This is a genomic window from Rathayibacter sp. AY2B7 (assembly GCF_002931635.1).
In the GTDB taxonomy this organism is placed as follows: Bacteria; Actinomycetota; Actinomycetes; order Actinomycetales; family Microbacteriaceae; genus Rathayibacter.
On record NZ_PSUC01000007.1, the window covers coordinates 22,306 to 47,083 of the forward strand.

Below are 24,778 nucleotides of genomic sequence, written 5' to 3' on the forward strand. Positions count from 1 at the left end.
AGGCCGGTCGCAGCGCCGGCGGTGACCAGCACCGCCCGGTCGGTGCCGAGTGCCCGGATCCTCTCCACGGAAGGATCCCCACAGCCATGACCCTGCGCACCCGACTCCTCGCGACCTCCGCGATCGCCGCCTCCGCCGCCCTCCTCCTCGCCGGCTGCTCCGGCGCGGGCGGCGGCGACGACACCGTCCGCATCGGCGTGGTCGGCGCGAGCGACCCCTACTGGGCCACCTACGAGAAGGCCGCCGCCGACGCCGGGATCGACGTCGAGATCGTCGACTTCAGCGACTACAACCAGCCCAACCCCGCCCTCACCGAGGGCGAGATCGACCTCAACCAGTTCCAGCACATCGCCTACCTGGCGCAGTACAACACCTCGGCCGACGCCGACCTCGTGCCGATCGGCGCGACCGCGATCTACCCGCTCGGCCTCTACTCCTCGCAGTACGACGACGTCGCGGACATCCCCGCCGGCTCCACCGTCGCGATCCCCAACGACGAGACCAATCAGGCGCGCGCGCTGCTGGTGCTGCAGTCGGCCGGGCTCGTCGAGCTGAAGGACGGCGGCGGAGTGCTCTCGAACGTCGACGACGTCGAGTCCTCCTCGAAGGTGGAGGTCACCGCGCTCGAGGCCTCCCTCACCCCGACGTCGCTCCCGGACGTGGCCGCCGCGATCATCAACAACGACTTCATCGAGAACGCGGGCCTCAAGGCCTCGGACGCGATCGCCCAGGACGACCCGAGCGACCCCGCCTCCCTGCTCTACACGAACATCTTCGCCGCCCGGGCCGACGACGCCGAGAACGAGACCTACACGAAGCTCGTCTCGATCTACCAGGACAGCCAGGACGTGCTCGACGGCGTCTCGGAGCAGTCCGGCGGCACCGCGGTCTTCCTGAAGACCCCCGCCTCCGAGCTGGAGACCTCGCTCGAGTCCGCCGAGACCGACATCTCCGCCGCCTCCTGACTCCGGCACCCGCGGCACCGCGCCGGTCGGGTCCTCCGCTCGCGGAGCTCCCCACCGGCGCGGTCCCGCGCCTCCCCCGCAACAGAAAGGGCGCCCCGTGCCGCTCATCCGCATGACCGACGTGCGCAAGGTGTACCCCGGCGCAGGGCGCGGCGCCGCCCCGACCGCGGCCGTCGACGGCGTGAGCCTCGAGATCGAGGCGGGCGACGTCTACGGCGTGATCGGCTACTCCGGCGCCGGCAAGAGCACGCTCGCGCGCCTCGTCAACGCCCTGGAGCCCGCGACCAGCGGCAGCATCGAGATCGACGGCCGCGAGACCGTGGGCCTGCCCGAGCGCGAGCTGCGCCGGCTGCGCCTGGGGATCGGGATGATCTTCCAGCAGTTCAACCTGTTCGGCTCGAAGACCGTGGGGCAGAACGTCGCCTACCCGCTGCAGGTCGCGGGCGTCCCGCGCGCGGAGCAGCGCGCCCGCGTCGACGAGATGCTCCGCTTCGTCGGCCTGAGCGACAAGGCGCGCAGCCACCCGGAGCAGCTCTCGGGCGGGCAGAAGCAGCGCGTCGGCATCGCCCGCGCCCTCGCCGCCTCCCCGCGCATCCTGCTGGCCGACGAGGCCACCAGCGCGCTCGACCCGGACACCACCGGCGAGGTGCTCGCCCTCCTCCGCCGCATCAACGAGGAGCTGGGCGTCACCATCGTCGTGATCACCCACGAGATGGACGTGGTCCAGCAGCTCGCGACGAAGGTCGCGGTGATGGAGTCGGGCCGCATCGTGGAGCGCGGGCCCGTCTTCGACGTGTTCTCGGCCCCGCGCGAGCCGGTCACCCGCCGCTTCGTCTCCACGGTCGTCCGCTCGGTGCCCTCGCCCGCGGAGGCGGCCGTGCTGCGCGCGCGCCACCGCGGCCGGCTGGTCACGCTCTCGTTCTCGGACGACTCCGCCTCCCAGGGCGACGTCTTCGCCGAGGTCGCGGCCGCCGGCGTGCCGCTCGAGCTCGTCTACGGCGGCATCACCGACGTCCGCGGGCGGGCCTTCGGCCACCTCACGGTCGCCCTCGACGCGCCGGACGGCGTCGTCGACCCCCTCCTCGCCCGCCTCGGCGGACGCGTCGCCCTCACGGAGGTGCCCCGATGAACGAGCTGATCCCGCTCCTGCCCAAGCTCGTCCAGGCGACCGGCGAGACGCTCTACATCGTCGCGCTGAGCCTCCTCTTCGGCGGGCTCGGCGGACTGCTGATCGGACTGGGCCTCGCGCTCACCCGCGGCGGCGCCCTCTACGCGAACCGGGTGGTCTACGGACTGCTCAACGTGATCGTGAACGTGTTCCGGCCGATCCCGTTCATCATCTTCATCGCCGCGGCCCAGCCGCTGGCCCGGCTGGTGGTCGGCTCCGGCATCGGCACGGACGCCATCGTCTTCACCCTCTCGCTCGGCGCCGCATTCGGCATCGGGCGGATCGTGGAGCAGAACCTGCTGACCGTGCAGCCCGGCGTGATCGAGGCGGCGCGGTCGGTCGGAGCGAGCCGGTTCCGGATCGTCCGCACGGTGCTGCTGCCGGAGGCGCTCGGTCCGCTGATCCTCGGCTACACGTTCGTGTTCGTCGCCGTGATCGACATGTCGGCGGTCGCCGGCTACATCGGCGCCGGCGGGCTCGGCAACTTCGCGATCCAGTACGGCTACCGGCAGTTCGAGCCGGTCGTCACCTGGGCCGCGGTGCTCGTGATCATCGTGATCGTGCAGCTGGTGCAGCTGCTCGGCAACGTGCTGGCCCGGCGCGTCCTGCGCCGCTGAGGCCGCCCCCCGCACGAACGCGAGACGCCACTCCGGTACGCGACACGCAAGGGTCGCTGTACCGGAGTGGCGTCTCGTGGAGGCCCGTCCGCCGGGGCGGGAGGCGTCAGTAGCGCGGCTTGCGCTCCGGGCGCTCGCTCGAGCGGCTCGGGCCGCTGGGGCGTGCGCCGCGGTCGGCGCCGGCGCGGCTCGGACGGCGGTCCGGCTTCAGCTCGATCAGCTGGCCGCTGATGCGGGTGTCGGCGAGGCGGTCGAGCACGTCCTGGGGCAGGTCGGCCGGCAGCTCCACGATCGAGAAGTCCGGGCGGATGTCGATGTGCCCGAAGTCGCCGCGGTTGAGGCCGCCCTCGTTCGCGAGCGCGCCCACGATCTGGCGGGGCTCGACGCGCTGGCGGCGGCCGACCTCGATCCGGTACGAGGCGAGGTTGCTGTTCGCCGGGCGCTGACGGCGCTCGGGACGCTCGCCGCGGTCGCCGCCGCGGTCGAAGCGGTCGCCGCGCTCGGGTCGGTCGCCGCGGTCGGGCCGGGAGTCGCGGTCCTCGCGCTCGCGACGGGCGAAGCGGGGGTCGTCGGGCGAGAGCAGCAGCGGCTCCTCGCCCTGCGCGACGATGGCCAGCGCGGCGGCGACGTCCGACTCGACCACGTCGTGGTGCTCGACGTAGTGGCCGATGATGTCGCGGAAGCGCTGCAGGCGCTCGGTGTCGGCGAGCGCCGCGGTGATCGCGTCGTCGAAGCGCGAGAGGCGGGTGACGTTGACGTCCTCGACGCTCGGCATCCGCATCTCGGTCAGCGGCTGGCGGGTGGCCTTCTCGATGGCGGCGAGAAGGCGGCGCTCGCGCGGCGTGACGAAGCTGATCGCCGCTCCGCTGCGCCCCGCGCGACCGGTGCGGCCGATGCGGTGGACGTACGACTCGGTGTCGATCGGGATGTCGTAGTTGACGACGTGGCTGATGCGCTCGACGTCGAGGCCGCGGGCGGCGACGTCGGTCGCGACGAGGATGTCGAGCTTGCCCGACTTCAGCTGCTCGACGGTGCGCTCGCGCTGTGCCTGGGCCACGTCTCCGCTGATCGCCGCCGCGGTGTAGCCGCGGGCGCGCAGCTTCTCGGCCAGCGTCTCCGTCTCGCTCTTCGTGCGAACGAACACGATCATGCCCTCGAAGTTCTCGACCTCGAGGATGCGGGTGAGCGCGTCGACCTTCTGCGGGTACGACACCATCAGGTAGCGCTGGGTGGTGTTGACGGAGGTCGTGGTCTTGTTCTTGACCGTGATCTCCTCCGGCTCCTTCAGGTACTTGCCCGAGATGCGGCGGATCTGCGCGGGCATCGTGGCCGAGAACAGCGCGATCTGCTTCTCGACGGGGGTGTCGGCGAGGATCGTCTCGACGTCCTCCGCGAAGCCCATCTTGAGCATCTCGTCGGCCTCGTCGAGAACCAGGAACTTCAGCTGCGAGAGGTCGAGGGTGCCCTTCTCGAGGTGGTCCATGATGCGGCCGGGCGTGCCGACGACGACGTGGACGCCGCGGCGGAGCGCGGAGAGCTGGGTGCCGTAGCCCTGGCCGCCGTAGACGGGGAGGACGTGGACGCCGCGGAGGCCGGACGCGTAGCGCTCGAACGCCTCGCAGACCTGCAGCGCGAGCTCGCGGGTCGGGGCCAGCACGAGGGCCTGCGGCGTCTTCTGCGAGACGTCGAGGCGCGAGAGGATCGGCAGCGCGAACGCCGCGGTCTTGCCGGTGCCGGTCTGGGCGACGCCGAGGACGTCGCGGCCGGAGAGGAGGGACGGGATCGTCGCGGCCTGGATGGCCGAGGGCGTCTCGTAGCCGACCTCCTTGAGGGCCTTGAGGACCGGGTCGGAGAGACCGAGGTCGGAGAAGGTGAGCGTGGGGGCGCTCTCGGAAGCGGTGTCGGCTTCGGGGGCGGAATCGGGGGTATCGGTGGACGCCATGGTGCAACGGTAGTGCTCCGGCGGCGCCGCCGTCCGAGGGAACCCCGAACGCTCGGGCGATCCCGACCCTCCGGAGGCGCCTCGAGCGCCCGTCACGGGGTGAAGTCGAGCAGCACCTTGCTCGAGCGCGAGGCGTCGCGGGCGAGCTCGAAGGCCTCGAGCGCGCGCTCCAGCGGCACCACCTGCGTGACCACCGGCGCCACCGCGAGGCTTCCGTCGGCGAGCGCCGCCAGCACCTCGTCGATCTCGTCGACGAAGCGGAAGGAGCCGATCAGGCGCAGCTCCCGGGTGATCGCGAGCGAGATCAGGGCCGGCTGCTCGCCCGAGGGGAGGAGTCCCACCATCACGACGGTGCCGCCGCGGGCGGCGCCCCGGACGGCCGAGGCGAGGCCGCGCGGGCTGCCCGAGGACTCGAAGACGACGTCGGCCGCGACCTCGGCGATCGCGTCGGCGTCGGTCGCGCGGATCGTCCGGGTCGCGCCGACCGCGCGGGCGATCGCGAGGGGCTCCTCGGCCAGGTCGACCGCGACGATCTCGGCCGCCCCCGCCCGCTTCAGCACGGCGACGATCAGCGCTCCGATCGGGCCGCTGCCGATCACCAGCGCGCGCCGTCCCGACACCTCCCCCGCGCGGGACACCGCGTGCCAGGCGACGCCCGCCGGCTCCGCGAGCGCCGCCTCCCGGAGCCCGAGACCGGCGGGCAGCTCGCGGAGCATGCGCGCCGGCAGCACCGCGTGGCGGGCGAACGCGCCCTGGGTGTGCGGCATCCGCGCGGCGCTGCCCAGGTAGGTGCCCTCGGTCGCGAGGTTCGGGCGCCCGTCTGGCCACTCGCCGCGCGCGGTCGCGGGGTGCACGGCGACGGCCGCGCCGACCGGGGGTCCGGAGCCGTCCGCCGCTGCCTCGACGACCGTGCCGACCACCTCGTGGCCGAGCGTCAGCGGCTCGCGGAGGATCGACTCGCCCGCGGCGCCGTGCGTCCAGTAGTGCAGATCGGAGCCGCAGATCCCGCCGTACGCGACGGCGACGAGAGCCTCGCCGGGGCCGCGCGGCGCGAGCGGCGCGTCCTCGACGCGGAGGTCGCCGGCGGCGTGGACGACGACGCGGGTGGTGGAGGCGGGGACGAGCGCGGTCATGCGGGTTCCGTTCGGTGGGTCGAGGGGTGGCTCAGACGACGACGGTCATGCCGCCGTCGATGAAGACGACCTGCCCGTTGACGTAGTCCGAGCCGTCGGAGGCGAGCCAGACGGCAGGGCCGATCAGGTCCTCGACGCGGCCCCAGCGCGCGGCGGGCGTGCGGCCGAGGATCCAGCTGTTGAACGCCTCGTCGTCGACGAGGCCCTGCGTCATCTCGGTGTGGATGTAGCCCGGCGCGATCGCGTTGACCTGGATGCCGTGCTGCGCCCACTCCGCCGTCATCGCGCGGGTGAGGTTGCGGATCCCGCCCTTCGAGGCGGTGTAGGGCGCGATCGTCGGCCGCGCGAGATCGGCCTGCACCGAGGCGACGTTGACGATCTTCCCGGTGCCGCGCGGGATCATCCGCTTCGCCGCCGCCCGGCCGACCACGAAGGCGCTGGTGAGGTTCGTGCGCAGCACCCGCTCCCAGTCGGCGACCTCGAGCTCGAGCAGGGGCACGCGGTGCTGGACGCCGGCGTTGTTGACCAGGATGCGCAGCGGGCCCACCGCCTCCTCGATCCACGCGACGCCCGCCTCGGCGGCCGCGTCATCGGTGACGTCGAAGGCGCGGGCGTGGATCCGCGGGCGGTCGTCGGTGCCGGCGAACCGCTCCGCGAGCTCGGCTCGGGCGGCCTCGAGGCGCTCGGGGTCGAGGCCGTTCAGGACGACGGTGGCGCCCGCCTCGGCGAGGCCGGTGGCGACGGCGCGGCCGATGCCGCGGCTGGATCCGGTGACGAGCGCCACGCGGTCGGTCAGGTCGAAGAGCACGGTTCCTCCAGAGGGTCGGAGCGGATGTCAGGGCTGCGGAGGCGCCGCGCGCGGAGGGCCCGCGACAGTGCGGCTCGCGAGCGCACCGATCCCGTCGAGGGCGATCAGCACCTCCTGGCCGGGCCCGACCTCGACGGCCGTGCCGGGCGAGCCGGTGAGGACGACGTCTCCCGGGTGGAGCGTGAGGTGGGAGGTGAGGTGCACCAGGATCTCGGCGGCGCGCCAGCCGAGGCGCTCGGTCGAGGAGACGGCCCGCACCTCCCCGTCGACGCTCACCGTGATGCCGACCGCGTCGACGTCGACTCCGGTCTCGATCCACGGTCCGAGCGGCGTCCAGCCGTCGCCGTTCTTGCCCTGGAGGAAGAGGCCGTCGGCGGCGATCATCCCGGGAGCGGTGACGTCGTTCGCGACCGTCGCTCCGAGCACGTGCGCGAGCGCGTCCTCGGGCGTGAGGTGCCGCGCGGTGCGGCCGATGACCAGGGCGAGCTCGCCCTCGACGACCACCGGGCCGATGCCCTCGTCGAGGACGATCGGGTCGCCGGGCCCGGCCAGCGTGTGCGCGGTCTTGTGGAAGGCCTGCGGCGGCAGCAGCCGGTCGGCAGCGGAGCCGTTGTGCGCCATGCCGAGGATGACGCGCGGCTCCACCGGGGCCAGCAGCTGCGCGCCCTCGACAAGCCAGCGGCGGCCCGTCTCGACCGGCTCCGCGGCGAAGGCGTCCTCGATCTCGCGCCACTCCCCCGCGACCTGGAGGACGACGGCCGGTCCGTCCTCGGCCCGGATCCGCGCGAGGCGCATCAGCGGACGCCCCTCGGCTCGACGCCGGTGATGCTGCTCGTTCTGCTGGTCGCCACGGTGCCTCGCTCACTCCGGCCCGCAGAGGCGGGATGGGTCGAGCGTAACAGCCCAGTGAACGGCATTCAACAGAATGGACGGCGAGGCGTCAGGCGGGTGCTCCGGCGACGAGGGGCGGGCGGCCGAGCGCCGCGGCGGCCTCGCGGAGGGCCGCGACGACCTCCTCCTGATCGTCGCCGACCGGCCGGACCAGCGAGACGCCGACCGCGACCGAGAGATCGGAGCGGGTGGCGGCCGGGACCGCGACGGCGACGCCCAGGACGCTGGGGTGCAGCTCGCCGTCGTCGATCGCGTAGCCGCGCACGCGCGCCGCGGCGACCTTGCGGAGCAGCTCGCGGGTCGAGGACGTGGACCGGTCGGTGAAGACGACGATGTCGCGGTCGTCGGCGAAGCGCTCGGCGATCTCGCTGTCGTCGAGCTCGGCCAGAAGCGCCGTTCCGACGGCCGTGGCGGAGGCGGGGTACCGGTCGCCGACGCTCGCGGAGAGCGCGAACCGCTCCCGCCCCTCGTGCACCGCCAGGTAGAGGACCCGCGTGCCGTCGAGCAGCGCGATCTGCACCAGCTGACGCGAGAGCACCGGCGACTCCTCGCAGAGCCGGTAGAACTCGCGCACCGGGTCGAAGCCGGCGAGGTAGTGGCTGCCGAGCTCGACGGTGCGCCGACCGAGGAGGAAGCCGGAGCCGACGCGGCGGATGAGCCGGCCCTCCTCGAGTGCGGCGCAGAGGTTCGAGGTCGACGACTTGGCGATCCCGAGCTCGCGGGCGATGTCCGTCAGCGTGCGCGGGCCGCCCGCGTCGGCCAGGAGGTCGAGGATCCGCATGGCGCGCGACACGGCGGGGGCGCCCGAGCCCCTGTCGGAGTCGACCGTCGTCGGGGGCGCATCGGGGCGGGCCATGGCGTCCTCTTCCGGGGGCGGGGTCAGTAGAACTCCACCGTATCGACTCGGTTGATCAGGGGCTCCCCGTCGAGGAAGCGGGTGGCGTTGCGCGCGAAGAGCTCGGCGATCAGGCGGTCCTCCGCGACGTTCAGCGCCGCGGTGTGGGGGCTGATCAGGACGCTCGGGTGGCTCCAGAGCGGGCTGCTCTGCTCGAGCGGCTCCTCCGCCACCACGTCAAGCGCGGCGAAGCCGACGCGGCCGTCGTCGAGCGCGGCGAGCAGCGCCTCCTCGTCGACGACCGTCCCGCGGCCGACGCTGACGAACGAGGCGCCGGGGCGCAGTGCGGCGAAGAACTCGGAGCCGACCAGCTTCTCGGTGGCGGCGGTGCCGGGGAGCGTGACGACGACCCCGTCGATCCGGCCCGCCACCTCCGCGATCGCGTCGGGGGCGACGATCTCGTCGACGTGCTCCACCTCGGTCTCGTGGCGGCTCGTGCCGATCACGCGGGCGCCGAGCTGCTGGAGCTTGCGGGCGGTTGCGCGCCCGATCGTGCCGAGCCCCACGATCAGGACCGTCTGCTCCGAGATCAGCCCCATCGTCCACCGGCCGCCCCAGACGCGCTCGCACTGGAGGGATTGGAGGCGCGGGAGGGACTTGGCGCCGGCCAGGAGTCCGAAGACCCCGAACTCGGCGAGCGGCTCGGAGTGGACTCCCGCGGAGGTCGAGAACGCGATGCGCTCGAGCTGCGCGTCGTCGAGCCCCGCGGCCCGCACCTGCGCGCCTCCGCCCGCGGGCATCGTCTGCACCCAGCGGAGGCGCGGATTCGCGGCCGCCGTGCGCGCGAGCGCGGCGGGGGTCTCGTCCGGCACGCCGTAGAGCACGTCCGCGGAGTCGACGAGCTCGTCGAAGGCGCGCTGCTGCTCCGGGGTGCGCCGGAAGGAGGGGTCTCCGCCGTGGTCGCCGGGGTGGCGCATCGGAGGGAGGAGGCTCTGGTCGGCGACGACGTCGAGGCGCGGCTCGAGCTCGACGATGCGGGCGATCAGCTCGGAGCTGAGCGGCGAGGCGATGACGACGCGGAGGCGATCGGTCACGGGTGTCCCTTCGCGGGACGGTGCGGGAGGCTCTCCCCCGGATCGGCCCGCGCCCACCCTACTTCACTCCTGTGAACCCTGTTCGATATGCTGGGCGCATGCCGGACACCACGACCGCCGCCCTCCCCCCCGCGCGCACCGGCTTCGTCGGGCTCGGGAGCATGGGCGCCCCGATGGCCCGGCGCCTCGTCGCCGCCGGCGTCCCGCTCGGGATCACCGCGCGCCCCGCGTCCGCCGACCGCGCCCGCCGCGCCGTCCCCGGGGCGCAGTGGCACGACTCCGCCCGCTCGCTCGCCGCCGCCTCGGACGTGCTGATCGTGATGGTGCCGGACCTGCCGCAGCTCGAGGAGGTGCTCGAAGGAGAGGAGGGAGTGCTCGCCGCGGGGTCGGACCTCGTGCTCGTCGTCTGCTCCAGCGTGTCCGCCACCGGCCTGCGCGAGCTGGCGGGACGCCACCCGCGGCTCCGCCTCGTCGACGCCCCCGTCAGCGGCGGCACCGAGGGCGCCGAGGCGGGGACCCTCTCGATCATGGTCGGCGGGGCGGAGGAGGACGTCGCCCGGGTGCTGCCCGTCCTGTCCGCCTGCGGGACCGCCGTCCGCCTCGGGCCGCTCGGCGCCGGCGAGGTGGCGAAGGCCTGCAACCAGCTCGTCGTCGCCGCGACCATGACCGCGATCGCGGAGGCCGCCGTCATCGCCGAGCGCTCCGGCCTCGACCTCGACACGCTGCTCGCCCTGCTGCAGGGCGGCTACGCGGGCAGCCGCGTGCTCGAGACCAAGCGCAATGCCCTGGTCGCCCGCGACTACACGCCGACCGGCGTCGCCTCCTTCATGGACAAGGACCTGCGGGCCGCGGCCGACGAGGCGGAGGCGACGGGCACCTCCGCTCCGCTGCTCGGCACGCTCCGCACCGTGTTCCACGACCTGGTCGACGCCGGCCTCGGCGACGAGGACCTCGCGGTGGTGCACCGCTTCGTCGCCGAGCGCTGAGGCGGGGAGCGTTCGCGCAGAGGCCGGGCGGAGACGTCCCGCTGCGCGCCGGGACACCGGCGAGGGGGCGGTGTCTCGGCGGAGAGGCGCCCGCGCGAGAGCAGCCTCCGCGCGTCGACGCAAGGGCCCCCGCTCCGGGCGTCCCCGACCTAACGTCGGAGGAACGGCATCATCGAGCGAAGGAGCACGACATGGCATCAGGAGTCGCAACGGTCTGGGTCCCCGTCACGGACATGGAGCGGGCGGTCGCGTTCTACCGCGACACGCTCGGCCTCGAGGTCAAGGACACCTCGGACGACTGGTCGGAGCTGGACGCCGGCGGGCTGATGATCGGCCTGAACGCCCGCGAGTCGGCCACGGTCGCGGAGCAGGGCGGGGCGGTCATCTCGTTCCAGCCCGAGGGCTCGATCGAGGACGAGCTGGAGCGCCTCACGGCGCGGGGCGCGTCGATCCAGGGCGAGATCAGCGACCACGAGTGGGGCCGCATCCTCCCCTTCAAGGACTCGGAGGGCAACGACCTCCAGTTCTACTCGCCGCCGCAGAGCTGAGCGGAGGGCCGCCGTCGAGGCGGCCGCGACGAGCGGCGGGCGGGCCGGAGCCGGAAGGCTGCGGTCCGCCCGCCGCTGTGCGTCGCGCGGGCGGTCGTTCCCCGCGCAGGTGCGTCGCCCGGCCGGTGCGGTCCTCGGATCGTCTCTCCGCCGCACCTGAGGCCTCACTTACAGCCCTTCTCCGCACCTGAGGTCATAGGATCAGCTGTCCGCCGCATCTGCGGACTCCTGATCCGGAGGTCCCCGTGCGTCGTCGCCTGCTCCCCCTCGTCCCGGCCGCTGCCGCGCTCCTCCTGCTCGCCGGCTGCTCCGCTCCGTCGACCCCCGCCGGCGATGCGGCCACCGGCGGCGCGACGTCCTCGGCCGGCGGCTCCCTCACGGTCTTCGCCGCCGCCTCGCTGAAGGGCGCGTTCACCGAGCTCGCCACGGGGTTCGAGGCCGCCGAGCCCGGAGCCGAGGTCGAGCTCTCCTTCGCCGGCTCCTCCGACCTCGCGACGCAGATCGTCAACGGCGCCCCGGCCGACGTCTTCGCCTCCGCCGACGAGCGCACGATGTCCACCGTCGCCGAGGCCGGGCTCGTCGACGGGGACCCGGTCGACATCGCCACGAACACGCTCGAGATCGCCGTGCCCCCCGGCAACCCGGCACAGGTCGCCTCGCTCGCCGACCTCGCCCGGCCCGGGACCGCCACCGTCGTCTGCGCGCCGCAGGTGCCGTGCGGAGCGGCGGCCGCCGCGGTCGAGCAGGCCGCCGGGGTCGACATCTCCCCCGTGAGCGAGGAGTCGTCGGTCACCGACGTGCTCGGCAAGGTGTCCTCGGGCGAGGCGGACGCCGGGCTCGTCTACGCGACCGACGTCCGCGGGGCCGCGGGCTCGGTCACCGGCATCCCCTTCGCCGAGGCCTCGGAGGCGGTGAACACGTACCCGATCGCGGCGCTGACCGGAGCGGGCGACCCGGCCACGGCGGCGGCCTTCGTCGCGTACGTCGCCTCCGACGCCGGACGCGCGGCGCTCGCGGCGGCCGGGTTCGGAGCGCCGTGAGGAGCGTCGCGGCGTCGGACGAGGGGTGCAGGACGGTCAGCGGGTCGGTCATAGGAGGGTCGTAGGACGGTCATCGGAGGCGCAGAGCCCCGGCGGCCAGGGTTGCTCGCGACGGACACCACGATCGACGAGGAGCACGACCATGACCCGCATCCCGGAGCCCCGCAGCACGCCCGACGGACCGGCCTACGAGGGCCGCCGCCTCGACCGCCCCGAGGAGGAGGTGGTCGACCAGGGCCTCCCGTTCGACGTGGGGACCCTCTTCTCACGTCGCGGCGTGCTGACGCTGGTCGGCGCGGGGGCGGCGACCCTCGGGCTCGCGGCGTGCGCCACCGGAGGACCGGGATCCGCCTCCTCCGCCGCCGCGACCGCCGCCGCGACTCCCACCGCGACCGCCACGGCCGGGACCGCCACCGCGGTCGCCGGCGAGATCCCCGACGAGACGGCCGGACCCTACCCGGGCGACGGCTCGAACGGGGTCGACGTCCTCGAGCGCTCCGGGATCGTCCGCAGCGACCTGCGGACCAGCATCGGCGGCGGCGCGACGGCCGACGGGGTCCCCCTGGCGCTCACTCTGACGATCCTCGACGCGGCGAACGGGGGCGTGCCGTTCGCCGGAGCCGCCGTGTACGTCTGGCACTGCGACGCGCACGGGGACTACTCGATGTACTCCAGCGGCGTCGAGGACGAGACGTACCTCCGCGGCGTGCAGGTCGCCGACGCGTCGGGCGTCGTCTCCTTCGCCTCGATCGTCCCGGCCTGCTACTCCGGCCGGTGGCCGCACATCCACTTCGAGGTGCACCCGGGAGTGGACTCGATCACCGACGCGTCGAACGCGATCGCGACCTCGCAGGTCGCCCTGCAGGAGGAGGCGTGCACCGCGGTCTACGCCCTCGACGCGTACGCGGGCTCGGCCGCGAACCTCGCCCGGGTCGGCCTGGACTCGGACTCCGTCTTCGGCGACGACGGTGGAGCCCTGCAGCTCGCGACGATGTCCGGCAGCCCGGCGTCCGGCTACTCCGCGGCACTCACGGCGAGCGTCGACACCCGCACCGCGCCGACCGCGGGCGCCGCACCCCGCAGCCGCTGAACCCCCGTCCTCCTCCGCGGGACGCCGCTCCGGTCCGCGACACGCCGACGGCGGCGTACCGGAGCGGCCTCTCGCGAGAGGGGAACGGGCGTCAGCGCAGGAGGCGGCGGGCGACGGCCACGGCGCCGAGGGCGGCGAGGACCCAGGGGCCGCCGACGAGCAGCGGGTCGAGGATCTGGTGGCGCACGTCGGTCCGGCCGCGGCGCGAGGCGATCGGGCGCGCGTGCACCTCGGCCAGCACACCGGTCTCGGTGATCGGATCGTCCGGCCGTGTCGTGAGCAGCGAGCGGAGGTGCGCCCCGGTCGACTCCACCCGGTCGCCCAGCACGAGCAGCAGCCAGTGCGCGTGGCGCCCCTCGCTGAACCGGTCGTAGGCGTAGCGGCGGATCGCGCCCGAGATCCCGTTGAGGGGCTGCGCCGTGCCGAAGACGGCGGGCAGCTCGAGGTGCTCGATGCTCTTCTCGCGACGGCCGTGCGTCCGCATCCTCTCCGGGCGCTCCCAGTGCGCGCCCGAGACGAGGTCGCTGCGCTCGCGGGGGAAGGCGGGCCGGTCGGCGGGATCGAGGTCGGCGCCCCAGCCCGTGATGCGGGCACGCAGCTCCTCGGCGGTCGGCACGCGGACGGGGCGGTCGGCGGTGTACGGCACGGGATCCTCCTACGGGACGACGACGGTCTTGATGCAGCCGTCGAGCTTGGACGAGAACAGGTGGTACCCCTCGGCGATGTGCTCGAGCGGGATGCGGTGCGTGATCAGGTCGCTGGGCGTGATGTGCCCGGCACGGATGTGCTCGAACAGGCGCGGCCACTGGCGGGTGACGGGGGCCTGGTTCATCCGCAGCGTGAGGCCCTTGTTGACGGCGTCGCCGAACTTGACGGCGCTCGCGAGCGGACCGTAGGCGCCCATCACCGAGACGGTGCCGCCCTTGCGGACGCCGTCGATCGCCCAGTTGAGCGCGATCGGCGAGCCGCCCTGCAGCGTGAGCTCGGCGCCGGTGACGTGCTGGAGGAGGTTCCCGTCGGCCTCCGCCCCGACCGCGTCGATCACGACGTCGGCGCCGAGCCCGCCGGTGGTCTTCTTGAGGGTGACGATGAGGTCGTCCTCCTCGGGGTAGTCGATGGTCTCCGCGAAGGCGAACTCGCGGGCCTTGGCGAGCCGGTAGTCGATCTGGTCGACGACGATGACGCGGCCGGCGCCCATCAGCCAGGCGGACCGCGCGGCGGCCAGGCCGACCGGTCCGGCTCCGAGCACCACGACCGTGTCGCCCTCGACGATGTCGCCGAGCTGCGCGCCGAAGTAGCCGGTCGAGAAGGCGTCGGTGAGCATCAGGGCGTCCTCGTGCGGCAGCCACTCGGGGATCTTCGTCGGGCCCACGTCGGCGAAAGGGACGCGCACGTACTCCGCCTGCCCGCCGTCGTAGCCGCCTGCCGAGTGCGAGTAGCCGTAGATGCCGCCGATCGCGGTGGCGTTCGGATTCACGTTGTGGCAGTTGGAGTAGAGGCCGCGGGAGCAGAACCAGCAGGAGCCGCAGGAGATGGTGAAGGGGACCATCACCGTGTCGCCGACGCTGAGGTCCTGCACCGACGAGCCCACCTCGTCGACCACGCCGATGAACTCGTGGCCGAAGGTGTGGCCGATCCGGGTGTCCGGGAGCAGCCCGTGGTAGAGGTGCAGGTCGGATCCGCAGATCGCCGCCATCGTCACCCGGACGATCGCGTCGTTCGGGTGCTCGATCCTCGGCCGGTCCTTCTCCTCCACGCGGACCTTGTAGGGGCCCCGGTAGACCATCGCGCGTATGCCGCCTCCTGTGTCGTCGTCCCTTCAGCGTGCGTCGTGCTCCCGCCGGTCCTCCAGGGGGTTGCGCGCGGGGCCCGGGATCCCCAGCGCCCGTTCCTCCGCGTTCCTCTCCTCCCTCTCCGCGAGATGCCACCCGGATGCGCGGCACGCCGCAGGAGGCGTACCGCAGCGGCATCTCGTGGAGGAGACGGACACGGCACGGGCTCAGCCGCGGACGTAGGATCGACTCCATGCCGCAGATACGGATCAGAGACGCCGCCGCCGCGCTCGGCGTGAGCGACGACACGCTGCGGCGCTGGATCGAGAACGGGACGCTCGAGAGCGCGAAGGACGCGTCCGGGAGACGCGTCGTCGACGGCCTCGAGGTCGCCCGGCTCGCCCGCGCGAACGCCGTGCTGCCGGAGGATCCGTCCCCGGTCGCGCGCTCGGCCCGCAACCGCTTCGTCGGAATCGTCACCGGCATCGTGATGGACACCGTGATGGCGCAGGTCGAGCTGCAGTGCGGTCCGCACCGCGTGGTCTCGCTGATGAGCAGCGAAGCGGTCCGCGAGCTCGGGCTCGAGCCCGGGTCTCCCGCGGTGGCGGTGGTCAAGGCGACCACGGTCATCGTCGAGACGCCGCTCGCCCGCGGCTGATGCGCACCGGGTCCGGCCTGCCGCGCTGGATCGTGGCCGTCGCCGCGCTCGGCGCCCTGCTGGTGCTGCTCCCGCTCGCCGCGATCCTCGCCCGCGTCGACTGGCCGCAGTTCCTGCCGCTGATCACCTCCGACTCCTCCGTCGCCGCGCTCCTGCTGAGCCTGCGCACCTCCGCCGTCGCGACCCTGCTGTGCCTGCTGCTCGGCACCCCGATGGCCCTCGTGCTCGCCCGCACGGCCTTCCCCGGCCAGCGCCTGCTCCGCTCGCTGGTGCTGCTGCCGCTGGTGCTCCCGCCGGTGGTCGGCGGGCTGGCGCTGCTCTTCACCTTCGGGCGGATGGGCCTGCTCGGCGGCGCACTGGAGGCCCTCGGCGTCCGCATCGCGTTCTCGACCACCGCCGTCGTGATCGCGCAGACCTTCGTGGCCCTGCCGTTCCTGGTGCTGACGCTCGAGGGCGCGCTGCGCAGCGCCGGCGCGCGGTACGAGTCGGTCGCCGCGACGCTCGGCGCCTCCCCCGGGACGGTGCTCCGGCGGATCACGCTGCCGCTGATCCTGCCGGGCCTCGCCTCGGGCACGATCCTCTCGTTCGCGCGGGCGCTGGGCGAGTTCGGAGCGACGCTGACCTTCGCCGGCAGCCTCGAGGGCACGACGCGCACCCTCCCGCTCGAGATCTACCTGCAGCGCGAGAGCGATCCGGACGCGGCGGTCGCCCTCGCGCTGGTGCTCGTGGTGGTCGCAGTGCTCGTGATCGGTCTCGCGCACGGCCGCTCCGCCCGAGGGGTGCCGCGGTGAGCCTGCTGCTGGAGGCGCGGCTCGAGGCGCGCGGGATCGACGTGCGGATCGACGTGGCCGAGGGCGAGACGATCGCGTTGCTCGGGCCCAACGGCGCGGGCAAGTCGACCGTGCTCGAGCTGATCGCCGGCCTCGTCCGCGCCGACTCCGGGCGGGCGACCGCCGGCGGCGACCTGCTCTTCGACGACCGCCGGTGGACTCCTCCGCACCGCCGCCCCGTCGCCCTGCTGGCGCAGGACCCGCTGCTGTTCCCGCACCTCAGCGTGCGCGAGAACGCGGCGTTCGGTCCGCGCAGCGCCGGCGCCGGACGGGCGCGGTCCCGCGAGCGGGCCGAGCGCGAGCTGGCCGCAGCGGGCGTGGCCGACCTGGCCGACCGGCGCCCGGGGAGCCTCTCCGGCGGCCAGGCGCAGCGGGTCGCCCTCGCCCGAGCCCTCGCGACCGACCCGCGCCTCCTGCTGCTCGACGAGCCGCTGGCCGCGGTCGACGCCCGGACCGCCCCGGTCCTCCGCCGGATGCTCCGCGAGGTGCTCGCCGACCGCTCGGCGATCGTGGTCACCCACGACGTGCTCGACGCCTGGACCCTCGCCGACCGGGTGCTGGTGCTGCACGGCGGCCGTGTGGTGGAGGAGGGGCCGACCGCCCGGGTCCTCACGCGCCCGCGCACCGCGTTCACCGCCGAGCTCGCCGGGCTCGAGCTGCTCGAGGGCGTCCGCACCGCGACGGGTCTGCGCACCGCCGACGGCCACGAGCTGTCCGGAGTCGCGGCCGAGCCGGTCGCGGTCGGCGCCGCGGTGCTCGCCGCGGTCCGTCCCTCCGCCGTCTCCGTCGGAGAGGGAGGCCTCCGCGCCGTGATCACCGATGTGGAGCAGCGGGGAGACGCGGTGCGGGTGCGCAGCGCGCTCCTGACCGCCGACGCCCCGGCGGCCGACGCGGCGCGCCTCGACCTCGCGCCCGGCCGCGAGGCAGGCTTCACCGTCGCTCCGGAGGATCTGCTGGTCTACCCGGCGTGAGGGGCGGGCACGAGGAGACTGCTCGCCATCCGGTGTGAATCCGTCCCTCGGACCGCCCTGTGCTCGACGTGAGGGACGGCGCGAGCGCCCGTCCCGCTACTCCGCCCCGCCGCCGTCCCCGCCGGGCGCAGCGCCGGACAGCGGGAGCCGCGCCCTCAGCCGCGCCCCCGCCAGCACGGGCGAGTCCGAGAGCTCCAACGAGCCCCCGTAGACCGCGAGGTGCCGCTCCAGCCGCGCCAGGCCCGAGCGCGTCGACCCCTCGACGAGTCCGCGGCCGTCGTCGTCGAGGGTGAGCGCCACGACGCCCGCCTCCTCGTCGCCGCGCACCCGCAGCGAGGAGGCGCCGCCGTGCTTCAGCGCGTTGGTGACCGCCTCCTCCAGGAACCGGACCAGGAGCATCCGCTGGTCGAGCGGCGGCTCGGCACCCTCGGCGGCGAGCGCCGGGATGCGGCCGAGGTCGAGGTCGACGGCGATCTCGGGAGGGAGGCGCGCGACGAGGTCGCGGACGGCGGGGACCAGGCCGTGGTCGATCTCGACCGGGTAGAGGGCGTGGCCGACTGCGCGCACCTCGTCCTCGCGGAGCCGGTCGAGCCGGGCGGCGATGGCGAGCAGCCGCTCCGAGGCCGCCTCGTCGGATGTGCTCGCGACCGCGTGCAGCTCGGCGGTCAGCACCACGAGTCCGTTCTGGAGGCCGCCGTGCAGGCTCTGCGCGACGTCGCGCCGCACCCGCAGCTCCTCCCGCTGCAGGGCCTGCACCGCCTCGAGCGCCTGCACGGAGGCGCGGGCGTGCTCCCGCTCCTTCTCGCGCACGCGCCGTGCCGCGCGCACGAGCAGGTAGCCGTAGGCGGTGATCAGCGCGATCACCGTGGATCCGACGACCAGCTCGACCGCGAGAGCGGGGAGGGCCGAGAGCGGGTAGACGCCGGTCAGCACCTGGAGGCAGCAGCGGAGGAGTCCCATCCCCACGGCGATGACCGCCGTCCGGGCCACCCGGCCGCTGCCGGTCGAGCGCTCGGGACGCAGCACCGCGACCAGGGCGATCGCGAGCCCGATCGTCGACACGTTGACCAGGACGCGCGTCGTCACGTCGAGCAGCGGCCCCGGATCGACGCCCCGCAGCGTCCGCGACAGCATCCCGAGCGCGAAGACGGCCTGGAGCGCGGCCAGCAGCGAGAGGACGCCGCCGAGGAGGGCCATCGCTCCGAGGACGATGCGGTTGTCCTCGCGCGCGTCGCGCGGGCCGGCGCTCATCCGGTGTGCTCGAGGAAGAGGAGCGTCGCGTCGACCCGCGGGTTGCGCTCGCCGTCCGAGCGGACGCCGAGGGACGCGTAGACGGCGTTGACGTGGTTGTCGACCGAGCGGACCGCGATGCCGAGGCGCTCGCCGATCGCGGCGTTGGTCAACCCCGATGCGAGACCCGAGAGCACCTCGTACTGGCGCGGGCTCAGCGCGGCGACCGGGGAGTCTCGGCGAGCCGCGCGGGCCGCGACCAGCGCCGGATCGAGCACGGTGCGGCCGTCCGCCGTCGCGCGGACGGACGCGAGCAGGGCGGGGGCGGAGAGGGAGGAGGTCTTCGAGAGGTAGCTCCAGCCGCGGGCCTCGGCGCGGTCGAGGCGGAGGAAGCGGTGCATCGCGTCGACGGCCGAGAGCAGGACGATGCCCAGCCCCGGCGCGGTGGACCGCAGCCGGCGCCCGAGCTCGATGCCGTCCCCGTCGCCGAGCTCGATGTCGAGTATCGCCACGTCGAGCTCCGCGGGCCGCAGCACCGACCGCGCCTCCGTGGCGGATCCGGCCTCCACGACGCTCCGCACGCCCGGCACCGCGCGCAGCAGCGACGACAGCATGTGCCGGTAGAGGGGCTGGTCGTCGACGACGGCCAGCCTGAGCTCCGGAACGCCCCCCACGGATGTCATCCGCCCATCTTCACCCATGCTCCGGAGGTCGAGGCGTCCCTCGACCGGGGGTCACAGCGCGAGGATCCGCGTCGGCTCGCGGGCGGCGGCGGACGCCTGCCCCGTGAGCGGGGGGATCAGGAGTGACGGGGCGGGGTCGATGAGGCGGGCGCGGAGGGGCGGGTGGCGGCGAAGGGCGGCGAGGAGCGGAGCCGCACGCCGTTCCTGAGCACCCCACCGCGCCGCTCAGGACAGCCGGACGCCCGTCAGCGCGAGGCCCGCGGCGGCCGCCGCGACGGCGAGCGCCGCCGTGCCGACGCCGTAGCCCAGGCCGGCCGCCCAGCGCCGGTCGAGCAGCAGCCGCGCGGTCTCGACGCTCGCCGTGCTGAACGTGGTGAAGCCGCCGAGCACGCCCGTCCCGAGCACGGCCCGCCACACCGGGTCGAGGACGCCGGCCAGCACGAGCCCGGTGACGACTCCGAGCAGCAGCGACCCGCTCACGTTGATCAGCGCGGTGCCGACCGGCCAGCGCGCCGGCACGAGCGACCGCGCGACCCCGTCGACGACGAGCCGTGCGGCCGCTCCGACTCCGCCCGCGAGAGCGACCGCGAGCAGCAGGCCGGGCGTCACGCCGCCGCCCTCCGCCGCCCCGCGACCGCGATGCCCAGCGCCGCGGCGAGCACGCCCAGCACGAGCGTGCCGCCGGTGTAGAGCAGGTACTCCACGACGTGGCCGCCCTCGAGCAGCGCGACCGTGTCGAGCGAGAAGGTGCTGTAGGTCGTGAATCCGCCCAGCACGCCGGTGCCGAGCAGGAGGCGCAGGGTGCGGCGCCCGCCCTCGTCCGGCCCGCGCCGCGCCAGCGCCTCGAGCAGGAGGCCCAGGAGGAACGCGCCCGGCAGGTTCACGGCGAGCGTCGCGACCGGCACGACGCCCAACGGGGGCAGTGCGGCGCCGATCGCGGCACGGGCAGCCGTGCCGACGGCTCCGCCCGCCGCGACGAGGAGGATCGCGGAGGGGCGCAGGTGGAGGGGTCGCGTCACTCCGCGAGGTCCCAGGGCGCCGGGCGCGACGGGTCGCGGTCGGCGCGCGGGACGACGAGCACGGGGCGGTGCTGGCGGTGAGCGAGGTGGGCGGCGACGCTCCCGCTGAGGAACTCGGCGATGCTCGCGAGCACGCCCGCGTCGCGGGTGCCGACCACGATCATCCGCGCGTCGACCTCCTCGGCGACCTCGGCGAGCGCCAGGGCGGGCTCGCCCCGCGCCGCGCGCAGCGACCACTGCACGGTGCTGCCGTCCAGCTCGTGCTCGACCGTCTCGCGGAGCCCGGGCGGGAGGGACGGGCCTTCGCCGCGGTCGGCCGCGGCGCCGACGAAGCCGAGCGGGATGCCGCCTGTCATCGGATCGACGTACTCGCCGACGAGGTACGGATCGGCCGAGACCGACACGAGCAGCAGGGCGGCTCCGGCGTCGGCGGCGACGCGGGCGGCGGTGCGCAGGACCTCGGGTCGCTGGCCGTCGACGATGCCGACGAGGACGGGCCCGGTGGGGGTGGGTGCGGTCATGAGGAGCTCCTTCCCGGTTGCGCCCCATCCTGGCACCGCGCGGGCGCGAGCGGTCGGAGCATCCGTGCCGGATCCGTCGTGATCGTTCCGTTATGCACGGGCCTCGGGCTAGAGTGGCTCGTCGCCGGATCCCCACCGGCGCCCGACCCCCGTCACCACCGTCATCCGAGGAGAACGCACGCGTGTCGAAGCCAGGCATTCCCACCCCTGAGGAGAGTGCCGGCACCCCGACCACTGCATCCCTGACCCGGCGCGAGGCCCGCGAGGCCGAGCGACGTGCGGCCCTGGCCGAGGCGGAGACGGGCGCGGCGACCGCCGGTGCCGCGGTCGAGGGCAGCGGATCGGACGACTCCGCCGCTTCCGCAGGCGCTGGCGACGCCGCGCCCACCGCCGTCGACGCCGCAACGGCCGCGGCGACCGCTCCGACCGTCTCGGTCGAGGTCCCCGCCGTCGCCTCCCCCGCCTCCCGGTCGATCCCGGCCTCACCGCGCCGCGCGTCCGCCTCCCGCCCCGTCGCTCCCCGCGCCGCCGAACCCGCCCGAGCCCGTGGCCTCAGCCGTCGCGCCCTCGCCTTCGGCACCTTCTCGGTGGTCGGCGGCCTCTTCGCCACGGCCGCGATCCCCGCGTACGGCGCCCGCAGCTCCTCCGCCACCGCGACCGGCCGCGCCGCCGCGAACCGGGTCGGCCTCCAGAACCTCACCGTCTCCTCCGACGCCGCCGGCCAGACCGCCGTCCGCGACGCCTTCGCCGCCCCGACCCAGGCGCAGCTCGACGAGGCCAGCCGCCAGGCGGCCGTGCTCTCCGGATCCAACGGCGGCGAGTTCTCGACCGTGCAGACCCGCGCGGTCGGCGACGACTACCCGTGGCCCTACGAGACCATCGACGACGACGGCGGCGGACTCTCGCCCCTCGGCTACTACTACCGCGAGTGCGTCGACTTCGTGGCCTGGCGCCTCAACCGCGACGCCGGTCGCACCTCCGCGCCGTGGAAGTACACGTGGGGGAACATCACCCCGCTCGGCGGCAGCGCCTACGAGTGGCCGGACAACTGGGCCGCGAAGGGCTGGGCGACCAGCAGCGTCCCGATCGTCGGCTGCGTCGCGTGGTGGACCTACAACCACGTCTCGTACGTGCAGAAGGTCAACGACGACGGCACCGTGCTCCTCGAGGAGTACAACTACGGCGGCAAGCACAGCTACGTGACCCGCACCTTCCCCACCGCGCAGGTCCCGCTCTTCCTGTACCCGCCGGTCCTGTAGGGGGCCCGTTCCCGTCGCGCGTCGGCGGGCGGGAGCGTCGCAGTCCTGCTCCCGGCGCGCGTCAGCCGAGCGCTGTGAGGAGTATCGCGAAGGCTGCCGTCGTCGGATCGACGAGCGCCATGTGGTCGGCGTCGGTGAGCTCGTGCAGCTGCACGGCGAGATGCCGGTCGGCGTATCGGCGGCTGTAGGCGACGGGGACGTCCTCGTCGAGCACGCCGTGGATCAGCGTGGTCGGCTGCGGCGGCGCGGGCAGCTGCGCGGGGTCGGCGCCCGGGAGCAGCGCGAGGTCACCGCCGAGGAGCTCGCCCACGGCGTCGTCGCTGAGGCGGTCGGCGGAGGCGGCGGCCAGGTCGAGCACGCCCGCCAGCGCCACCACGGCCGCGACGAGCGGCGACGGACGGGCGGCCTGCGACCAGACGGCGAGGTGGCCGCCGGCGGAGTGGCCGACGAGGGTGACCGGCCCGGCGCCGGGCAGCAGTGCCGGGAGCGCCGCGAGCACGGCCAGGACGTCGTCGCCGGTGCCCGGCCAGCCGCCTCCCGGGTCACCCGTGCGCCGGTACTCGGGGAGGAGCACGTCGTGCCCGCGGTCGGCCAGCGCCGCCGCGAGCGGCCGGGCGTGCCGCCGGTCCCACCGCGCGCGCCAGAATCCGCCGTGCACGAGCACGACCGGCCGGCGCGCCTCGCCGGGCGCCCCGCGGAAGACGTCCGCGATCTGCTCCGGCGCCTCCCCGTACCGGCGCACCTCGTCCGGCTCGCGCCCCTCCGTCTGCTGCATCCCCCCAGTACCTCCCCGCGAGACGCCACGTCGGTGCGCCCGGCACGGCGTGTCGCGTACCGGAGCGGCATCCCTCGGAGAGGGAGGGGACCGCGTCAGGACTCGAACCAGCCCCGGGGGTGGTGGTCGGCCGTGAGGGGCGTGCGCGGCCGAGTCGGGCGGGCCCAGCGGACGGCGTTCGCCAGCACGCGCCGGATGTCCGGGTGGTGGTAGACGGGGTAGTCCTGGTCGCCGGGCGAGAAGTAGAAGACCTTCCCGAGGCCGCGGGTGTAGGTCACGCCGGAGCGGAACACCTCGCCGCCGGTGAACGTCGACAGGAACACCGTCTCCTCCGGCACCGGGATGTCGAAGTACTCGCCGTACATCTCCTGCTCGGGGATGATCAGCGGGCTGGGCACGCCCTCGGCTATCGGATGGGTGGGCGCGATCGTCCAGACCAGCTCGCGGTCGCGGTCGTTGCGCCACTTCAGCGAGCAGGTCGTGCCCATGAGCGCCTTGAAGATCGACGAGTAGTGGCCCGAGTGCAGGACCAGGATCCCCATCCCCTCCTGCACGTGCCGCAGGACGCGCTGGACGACCTCGTCCGACACCTCCTCGTGCGCGATGTGCCCCCACCACAGCAGCACGTCCGTCGTCGCGAGCGCCTCCTCGGTGAGCCCGTGCTCGGGCTCGGGGAGCGTCGCGGTACGCACCGAGACGGCGTCGCCGAGCGACTCCGCGAGCCCGTCCGCGATGACGCGGTGGATGCCGTCCGGGTAGTGGCGCAGCACGGTCTCGTCGCCGCGGGTCTCGTGGCGGAACTCGTTCCAGACGAGGACCTCGATCGGGGCGCTCATGCGACCGCCACCTCCTTCTTCTCGGCGGCGGAGCGGTAGATCGCGTCGACCACCCGGCTGCGGTGCAGCGCGTACTCGCCGTAGTGGCCGGAGTAGCGGGGGCCGCCCGCGGGCGCGTCGGCTCCCGAGGCGATCGCCTCCAGGAACTCGGCGATGACCGAGCGGTGGTGTCCGGCGGGGACCTTCACGTCGGGGTGCGAGACGGTCGGCGCTCCGGCGACCTCGGAGTAGAGCGTCAGAGTCCCCTCCGTGGCGTAGTCGGCGATGTGGAGGCGCGCGCCCCCGGCCGAGCCGAGCAGCTCGACCTCGATGTCCTCGTCGACCTTGGAGTAGCTGGCCCAGGAGGCGTCGAGCTGGAGCGAGCGGCCGTTGTCGAGGCGCAGCAGGGCGCTCGAGAAGTCCTCCACCTCGAACGCGTGCGTGCCGGTGGCGGCGACGCCGTGCGGGCGCCCTCCGCGGCCGGAGCGGCCGATCTCGCCGTACGCGACCGCCGAGACGCTGGTCACGCGCGGCTCGTCGAGCAGGTGCAGCGCGATGTCGAGCACGTGGGAGCCGAGGTCGATGAGCGGGCCGCCGCCGGCGAGCTCCTTGCTGGTGAACCAGGAGCCGATGCCGGGGATGCCGGTGCGCCGCTGCCAGCTCGCGCGGGCGTGGTAGACGTCGCCGAGCGGTGCGTCGTCGAGGTAGTCGCGGAGGAAGGCGACGTCGGCGCGGCGGCGGTGGTTGTAGGCGATCTCGAGCACGCGGTCGTTCGTGCGGGCGGCCTCGACCATCTCGGCCGCCAGCTCGGCGGTGGTGGCGAGCGGCTTCTCGCAGAAGACGTGCTTGCCGCTCGCGAGCGCGGCCACGGCGATCGGGTGGTGCAGGTGGTTCGGGACGCCGATGGAGACGACGTCGAGGTCGTCGCGGGCGACGAGGTCCTCCCAGTCGGCGTAGAGGTCGGGGACGCCGCGGGTCGCGCCGAGTTCGTGCAGGCGCGCCTCCTCCTGGCCGGCGAGCGCGACGACGCGGGCGCCGGGCAGGGACTGGAAGGCGTCGAGGTGGGTGGTGCCGGCGAAGCCGAGGCCGACGACCCCCACGCGCAGCTCAGTGGTGTTCTCTGTCATG

The 24,778-nt window shown here is 74.4% G+C and carries 27 protein-coding genes; 11 read left to right on the forward strand and 16 right to left on the reverse strand.

The window, feature by feature from the left end; all coding sequences use genetic code 11:
* The first annotated feature begins 86 nt into the window (after positions 1-86).
* The 3 genes from C5C27_RS02580 to C5C27_RS02590 all read left to right on the forward strand — a co-directional run bounded on the left by C5C27_RS02580 (position 87) and on the right by C5C27_RS02590 (position 2,750).
* Positions 87-965: a MetQ/NlpA family ABC transporter substrate-binding protein gene (locus tag C5C27_RS02580; RefSeq protein WP_104237943.1), complete on the forward strand. Its 879-nt coding sequence runs from the start codon at positions 87-89 to the stop codon at positions 963-965.
* A 97-nt stretch (positions 966-1,062) separates the two neighbouring features.
* A complete protein-coding gene (locus C5C27_RS02585; RefSeq protein WP_258066478.1) occupies positions 1,063-2,094 on the forward strand; it encodes a methionine ABC transporter ATP-binding protein in 1,032 nt (343 codons plus the stop codon).
* Positions 2,091-2,750 carry a methionine ABC transporter permease gene (locus C5C27_RS02590; protein ID WP_104237942.1) on the forward strand — a complete coding sequence of 220 codons (660 nt, stop codon included), beginning with the start codon at positions 2,091-2,093 and terminating at the stop codon, positions 2,748-2,750. The genes C5C27_RS02585 and C5C27_RS02590 overlap by 4 nt, the downstream gene beginning before the upstream one ends.
* A gap of 106 nt (positions 2,751-2,856) precedes the next feature.
* Here the strand turns inward: C5C27_RS02590 and C5C27_RS02595 are convergent, their stop codons facing one another.
* The 6 genes from C5C27_RS02595 to C5C27_RS02620 form a co-directional block, all read right to left on the reverse strand.
* A complete protein-coding gene (locus tag C5C27_RS02595) occupies positions 2,857-4,692 on the reverse strand; it encodes a DEAD/DEAH box helicase (RefSeq protein ID WP_104237941.1) in 1,836 nt (611 codons plus the stop codon).
* A 92-nt stretch (positions 4,693-4,784) separates the two neighbouring features.
* The gene (locus tag C5C27_RS02600; protein WP_104237940.1) at positions 4,785-5,825 is read right to left on the reverse strand and encodes an L-idonate 5-dehydrogenase; all 1,041 of its coding nucleotides are present in this window, start codon (positions 5,823-5,825) and stop codon (positions 4,785-4,787) included.
* Positions 5,826-5,856: 31 nt separating this feature from the next.
* The gene (locus tag C5C27_RS02605) at positions 5,857-6,633 is read right to left on the reverse strand and encodes an SDR family oxidoreductase (protein WP_104313532.1); all 777 of its coding nucleotides are present in this window, start codon (positions 6,631-6,633) and stop codon (positions 5,857-5,859) included.
* Positions 6,634-6,660: 27 nt separating this feature from the next.
* The gene (locus C5C27_RS02610) at positions 6,661-7,428 is read right to left on the reverse strand and encodes a fumarylacetoacetate hydrolase family protein (RefSeq protein ID WP_104313533.1); all 768 of its coding nucleotides are present in this window, start codon (positions 7,426-7,428) and stop codon (positions 6,661-6,663) included.
* 145 nt (positions 7,429-7,573) lie between these two features.
* Positions 7,574-8,380 (reverse strand): IclR family transcriptional regulator, encoded by an 807-nt coding sequence (locus tag C5C27_RS02615; protein ID WP_104233523.1) that lies wholly within the window; start codon positions 8,378-8,380, stop codon positions 7,574-7,576.
* A gap of 23 nt (positions 8,381-8,403) precedes the next feature.
* Complete coding sequence (locus tag C5C27_RS02620) at positions 8,404-9,453, reverse strand: D-2-hydroxyacid dehydrogenase (protein ID WP_258062498.1); 1,050 nt, start codon at positions 9,451-9,453, stop codon at positions 8,404-8,406.
* Between the two features lie 98 nt (positions 9,454-9,551).
* Between C5C27_RS02620 and C5C27_RS02625 the strand changes: the two genes are divergently transcribed.
* The 4 genes from C5C27_RS02625 to C5C27_RS02640 all read left to right on the forward strand — a co-directional run bounded on the left by C5C27_RS02625 (position 9,552) and on the right by C5C27_RS02640 (position 13,117).
* Positions 9,552-10,439 carry an NAD(P)-dependent oxidoreductase gene (locus C5C27_RS02625; protein ID WP_104313534.1) on the forward strand — a complete coding sequence of 296 codons (888 nt, stop codon included), beginning with the start codon at positions 9,552-9,554 and terminating at the stop codon, positions 10,437-10,439.
* Positions 10,440-10,630: 191 nt separating this feature from the next.
* The gene (locus tag C5C27_RS02630; RefSeq protein ID WP_104313535.1) at positions 10,631-10,987 is read left to right on the forward strand and encodes a VOC family protein; all 357 of its coding nucleotides are present in this window, start codon (positions 10,631-10,633) and stop codon (positions 10,985-10,987) included.
* 245 nt (positions 10,988-11,232) lie between these two features.
* Positions 11,233-12,027 (forward strand): molybdate ABC transporter substrate-binding protein, encoded by a 795-nt coding sequence (modA, locus tag C5C27_RS02635; protein ID WP_104313536.1) that lies wholly within the window; start codon positions 11,233-11,235, stop codon positions 12,025-12,027.
* A gap of 142 nt (positions 12,028-12,169) precedes the next feature.
* Positions 12,170-13,117, forward strand: coding sequence for an intradiol ring-cleavage dioxygenase (locus C5C27_RS02640; protein WP_104313537.1), 948 nt, complete (start codon positions 12,170-12,172; stop codon positions 13,115-13,117).
* Positions 13,118-13,208: 91 nt separating this feature from the next.
* On the opposite strand, the gene C5C27_RS02645 is transcribed toward C5C27_RS02640, so the two are convergent.
* Both C5C27_RS02645 and C5C27_RS02650 read right to left on the reverse strand, forming a co-directional pair.
* Positions 13,209-13,763 (reverse strand): hypothetical protein, encoded by a 555-nt coding sequence (locus C5C27_RS02645; RefSeq protein ID WP_104313538.1) that lies wholly within the window; start codon positions 13,761-13,763, stop codon positions 13,209-13,211.
* A 9-nt stretch (positions 13,764-13,772) separates the two neighbouring features.
* Positions 13,773-14,912 (reverse strand): zinc-dependent alcohol dehydrogenase, encoded by a 1,140-nt coding sequence (locus tag C5C27_RS02650; RefSeq protein ID WP_104313539.1) that lies wholly within the window; start codon positions 14,910-14,912, stop codon positions 13,773-13,775.
* Between the two features lie 230 nt (positions 14,913-15,142).
* Here C5C27_RS02650 and C5C27_RS02655 point away from each other — a divergent pair, with 230 nt between their 5' ends.
* The 3 genes from C5C27_RS02655 to C5C27_RS02665 are packed head-to-tail and all read left to right on the forward strand — an operon-like array spanning position 15,143 to position 17,348.
* Positions 15,143-15,547 (forward strand): molybdopterin-binding protein, encoded by a 405-nt coding sequence (locus C5C27_RS02655; protein WP_104222447.1) that lies wholly within the window; start codon positions 15,143-15,145, stop codon positions 15,545-15,547.
* Positions 15,547-16,338, forward strand: coding sequence for an ABC transporter permease (locus C5C27_RS02660; RefSeq protein WP_104313540.1), 792 nt, complete (start codon positions 15,547-15,549; stop codon positions 16,336-16,338). Before C5C27_RS02655 ends, C5C27_RS02660 begins: the two co-directional genes overlap by 1 nt.
* Entirely contained in the window at positions 16,335-17,348 is a 1,014-nt protein-coding gene (locus C5C27_RS02665) for a sulfate/molybdate ABC transporter ATP-binding protein (RefSeq protein ID WP_104313541.1), read from the forward strand. Before C5C27_RS02660 ends, C5C27_RS02665 begins: the two co-directional genes overlap by 4 nt.
* A 96-nt stretch (positions 17,349-17,444) precedes the next feature.
* On the opposite strand, the gene C5C27_RS02670 is transcribed toward C5C27_RS02665, so the two are convergent.
* The 5 genes from C5C27_RS02670 to C5C27_RS02690 all read right to left on the reverse strand — a co-directional run bounded on the left by C5C27_RS02670 (position 17,445) and on the right by C5C27_RS02690 (position 20,801).
* Complete coding sequence (locus C5C27_RS02670; RefSeq protein WP_104313542.1) at positions 17,445-18,599, reverse strand: sensor histidine kinase; 1,155 nt, start codon at positions 18,597-18,599, stop codon at positions 17,445-17,447.
* Complete coding sequence (locus C5C27_RS02675) at positions 18,596-19,261, reverse strand: response regulator transcription factor (RefSeq protein WP_104237929.1); 666 nt, start codon at positions 19,259-19,261, stop codon at positions 18,596-18,598. The genes C5C27_RS02670 and C5C27_RS02675 overlap by 4 nt, the downstream gene beginning before the upstream one ends.
* Before the next feature lie 225 nt (positions 19,262-19,486).
* Positions 19,487-19,870, reverse strand: coding sequence for a CrcB family protein (locus C5C27_RS02680; RefSeq protein ID WP_104226584.1), 384 nt, complete (start codon positions 19,868-19,870; stop codon positions 19,487-19,489).
* The gene (locus C5C27_RS02685) at positions 19,867-20,280 is read right to left on the reverse strand and encodes a CrcB family protein (protein WP_104313543.1); all 414 of its coding nucleotides are present in this window, start codon (positions 20,278-20,280) and stop codon (positions 19,867-19,869) included. Before C5C27_RS02685 ends, C5C27_RS02680 begins: the two co-directional genes overlap by 4 nt.
* Positions 20,277-20,801 (reverse strand): universal stress protein, encoded by a 525-nt coding sequence (locus C5C27_RS02690; RefSeq protein WP_104239244.1) that lies wholly within the window; start codon positions 20,799-20,801, stop codon positions 20,277-20,279. Before C5C27_RS02690 ends, C5C27_RS02685 begins: the two co-directional genes overlap by 4 nt.
* A 182-nt stretch (positions 20,802-20,983) precedes the next feature.
* Here C5C27_RS02690 and C5C27_RS02695 point away from each other — a divergent pair, with 182 nt between their 5' ends.
* Positions 20,984-22,060: a CHAP domain-containing protein gene (locus C5C27_RS02695; protein ID WP_104313544.1), complete on the forward strand. Its 1,077-nt coding sequence runs from the start codon at positions 20,984-20,986 to the stop codon at positions 22,058-22,060.
* 61 nt (positions 22,061-22,121) lie between these two features.
* Here C5C27_RS02695 and C5C27_RS02700 read toward each other — a convergent pair whose 3' ends face one another.
* The 3 genes from C5C27_RS02700 to C5C27_RS02710 all read right to left on the reverse strand — a co-directional run bounded on the left by C5C27_RS02700 (position 22,122) and on the right by C5C27_RS02710 (position 24,777).
* A complete protein-coding gene (locus tag C5C27_RS02700) occupies positions 22,122-22,835 on the reverse strand; it encodes an alpha/beta hydrolase (RefSeq protein WP_104313545.1) in 714 nt (237 codons plus the stop codon).
* A gap of 95 nt (positions 22,836-22,930) precedes the next feature.
* On the reverse strand, positions 22,931-23,671 hold the full coding sequence (locus C5C27_RS02705; RefSeq protein WP_104226581.1) for a ThuA domain-containing protein: 741 nt from the start codon (positions 23,669-23,671) through the stop codon (positions 22,931-22,933).
* Entirely contained in the window at positions 23,668-24,777 is a 1,110-nt protein-coding gene (locus C5C27_RS02710) for a Gfo/Idh/MocA family protein (RefSeq protein WP_104239241.1), read from the reverse strand. Before C5C27_RS02710 ends, C5C27_RS02705 begins: the two co-directional genes overlap by 4 nt.
* Position 24,778 lies beyond the last annotated feature (1 nt).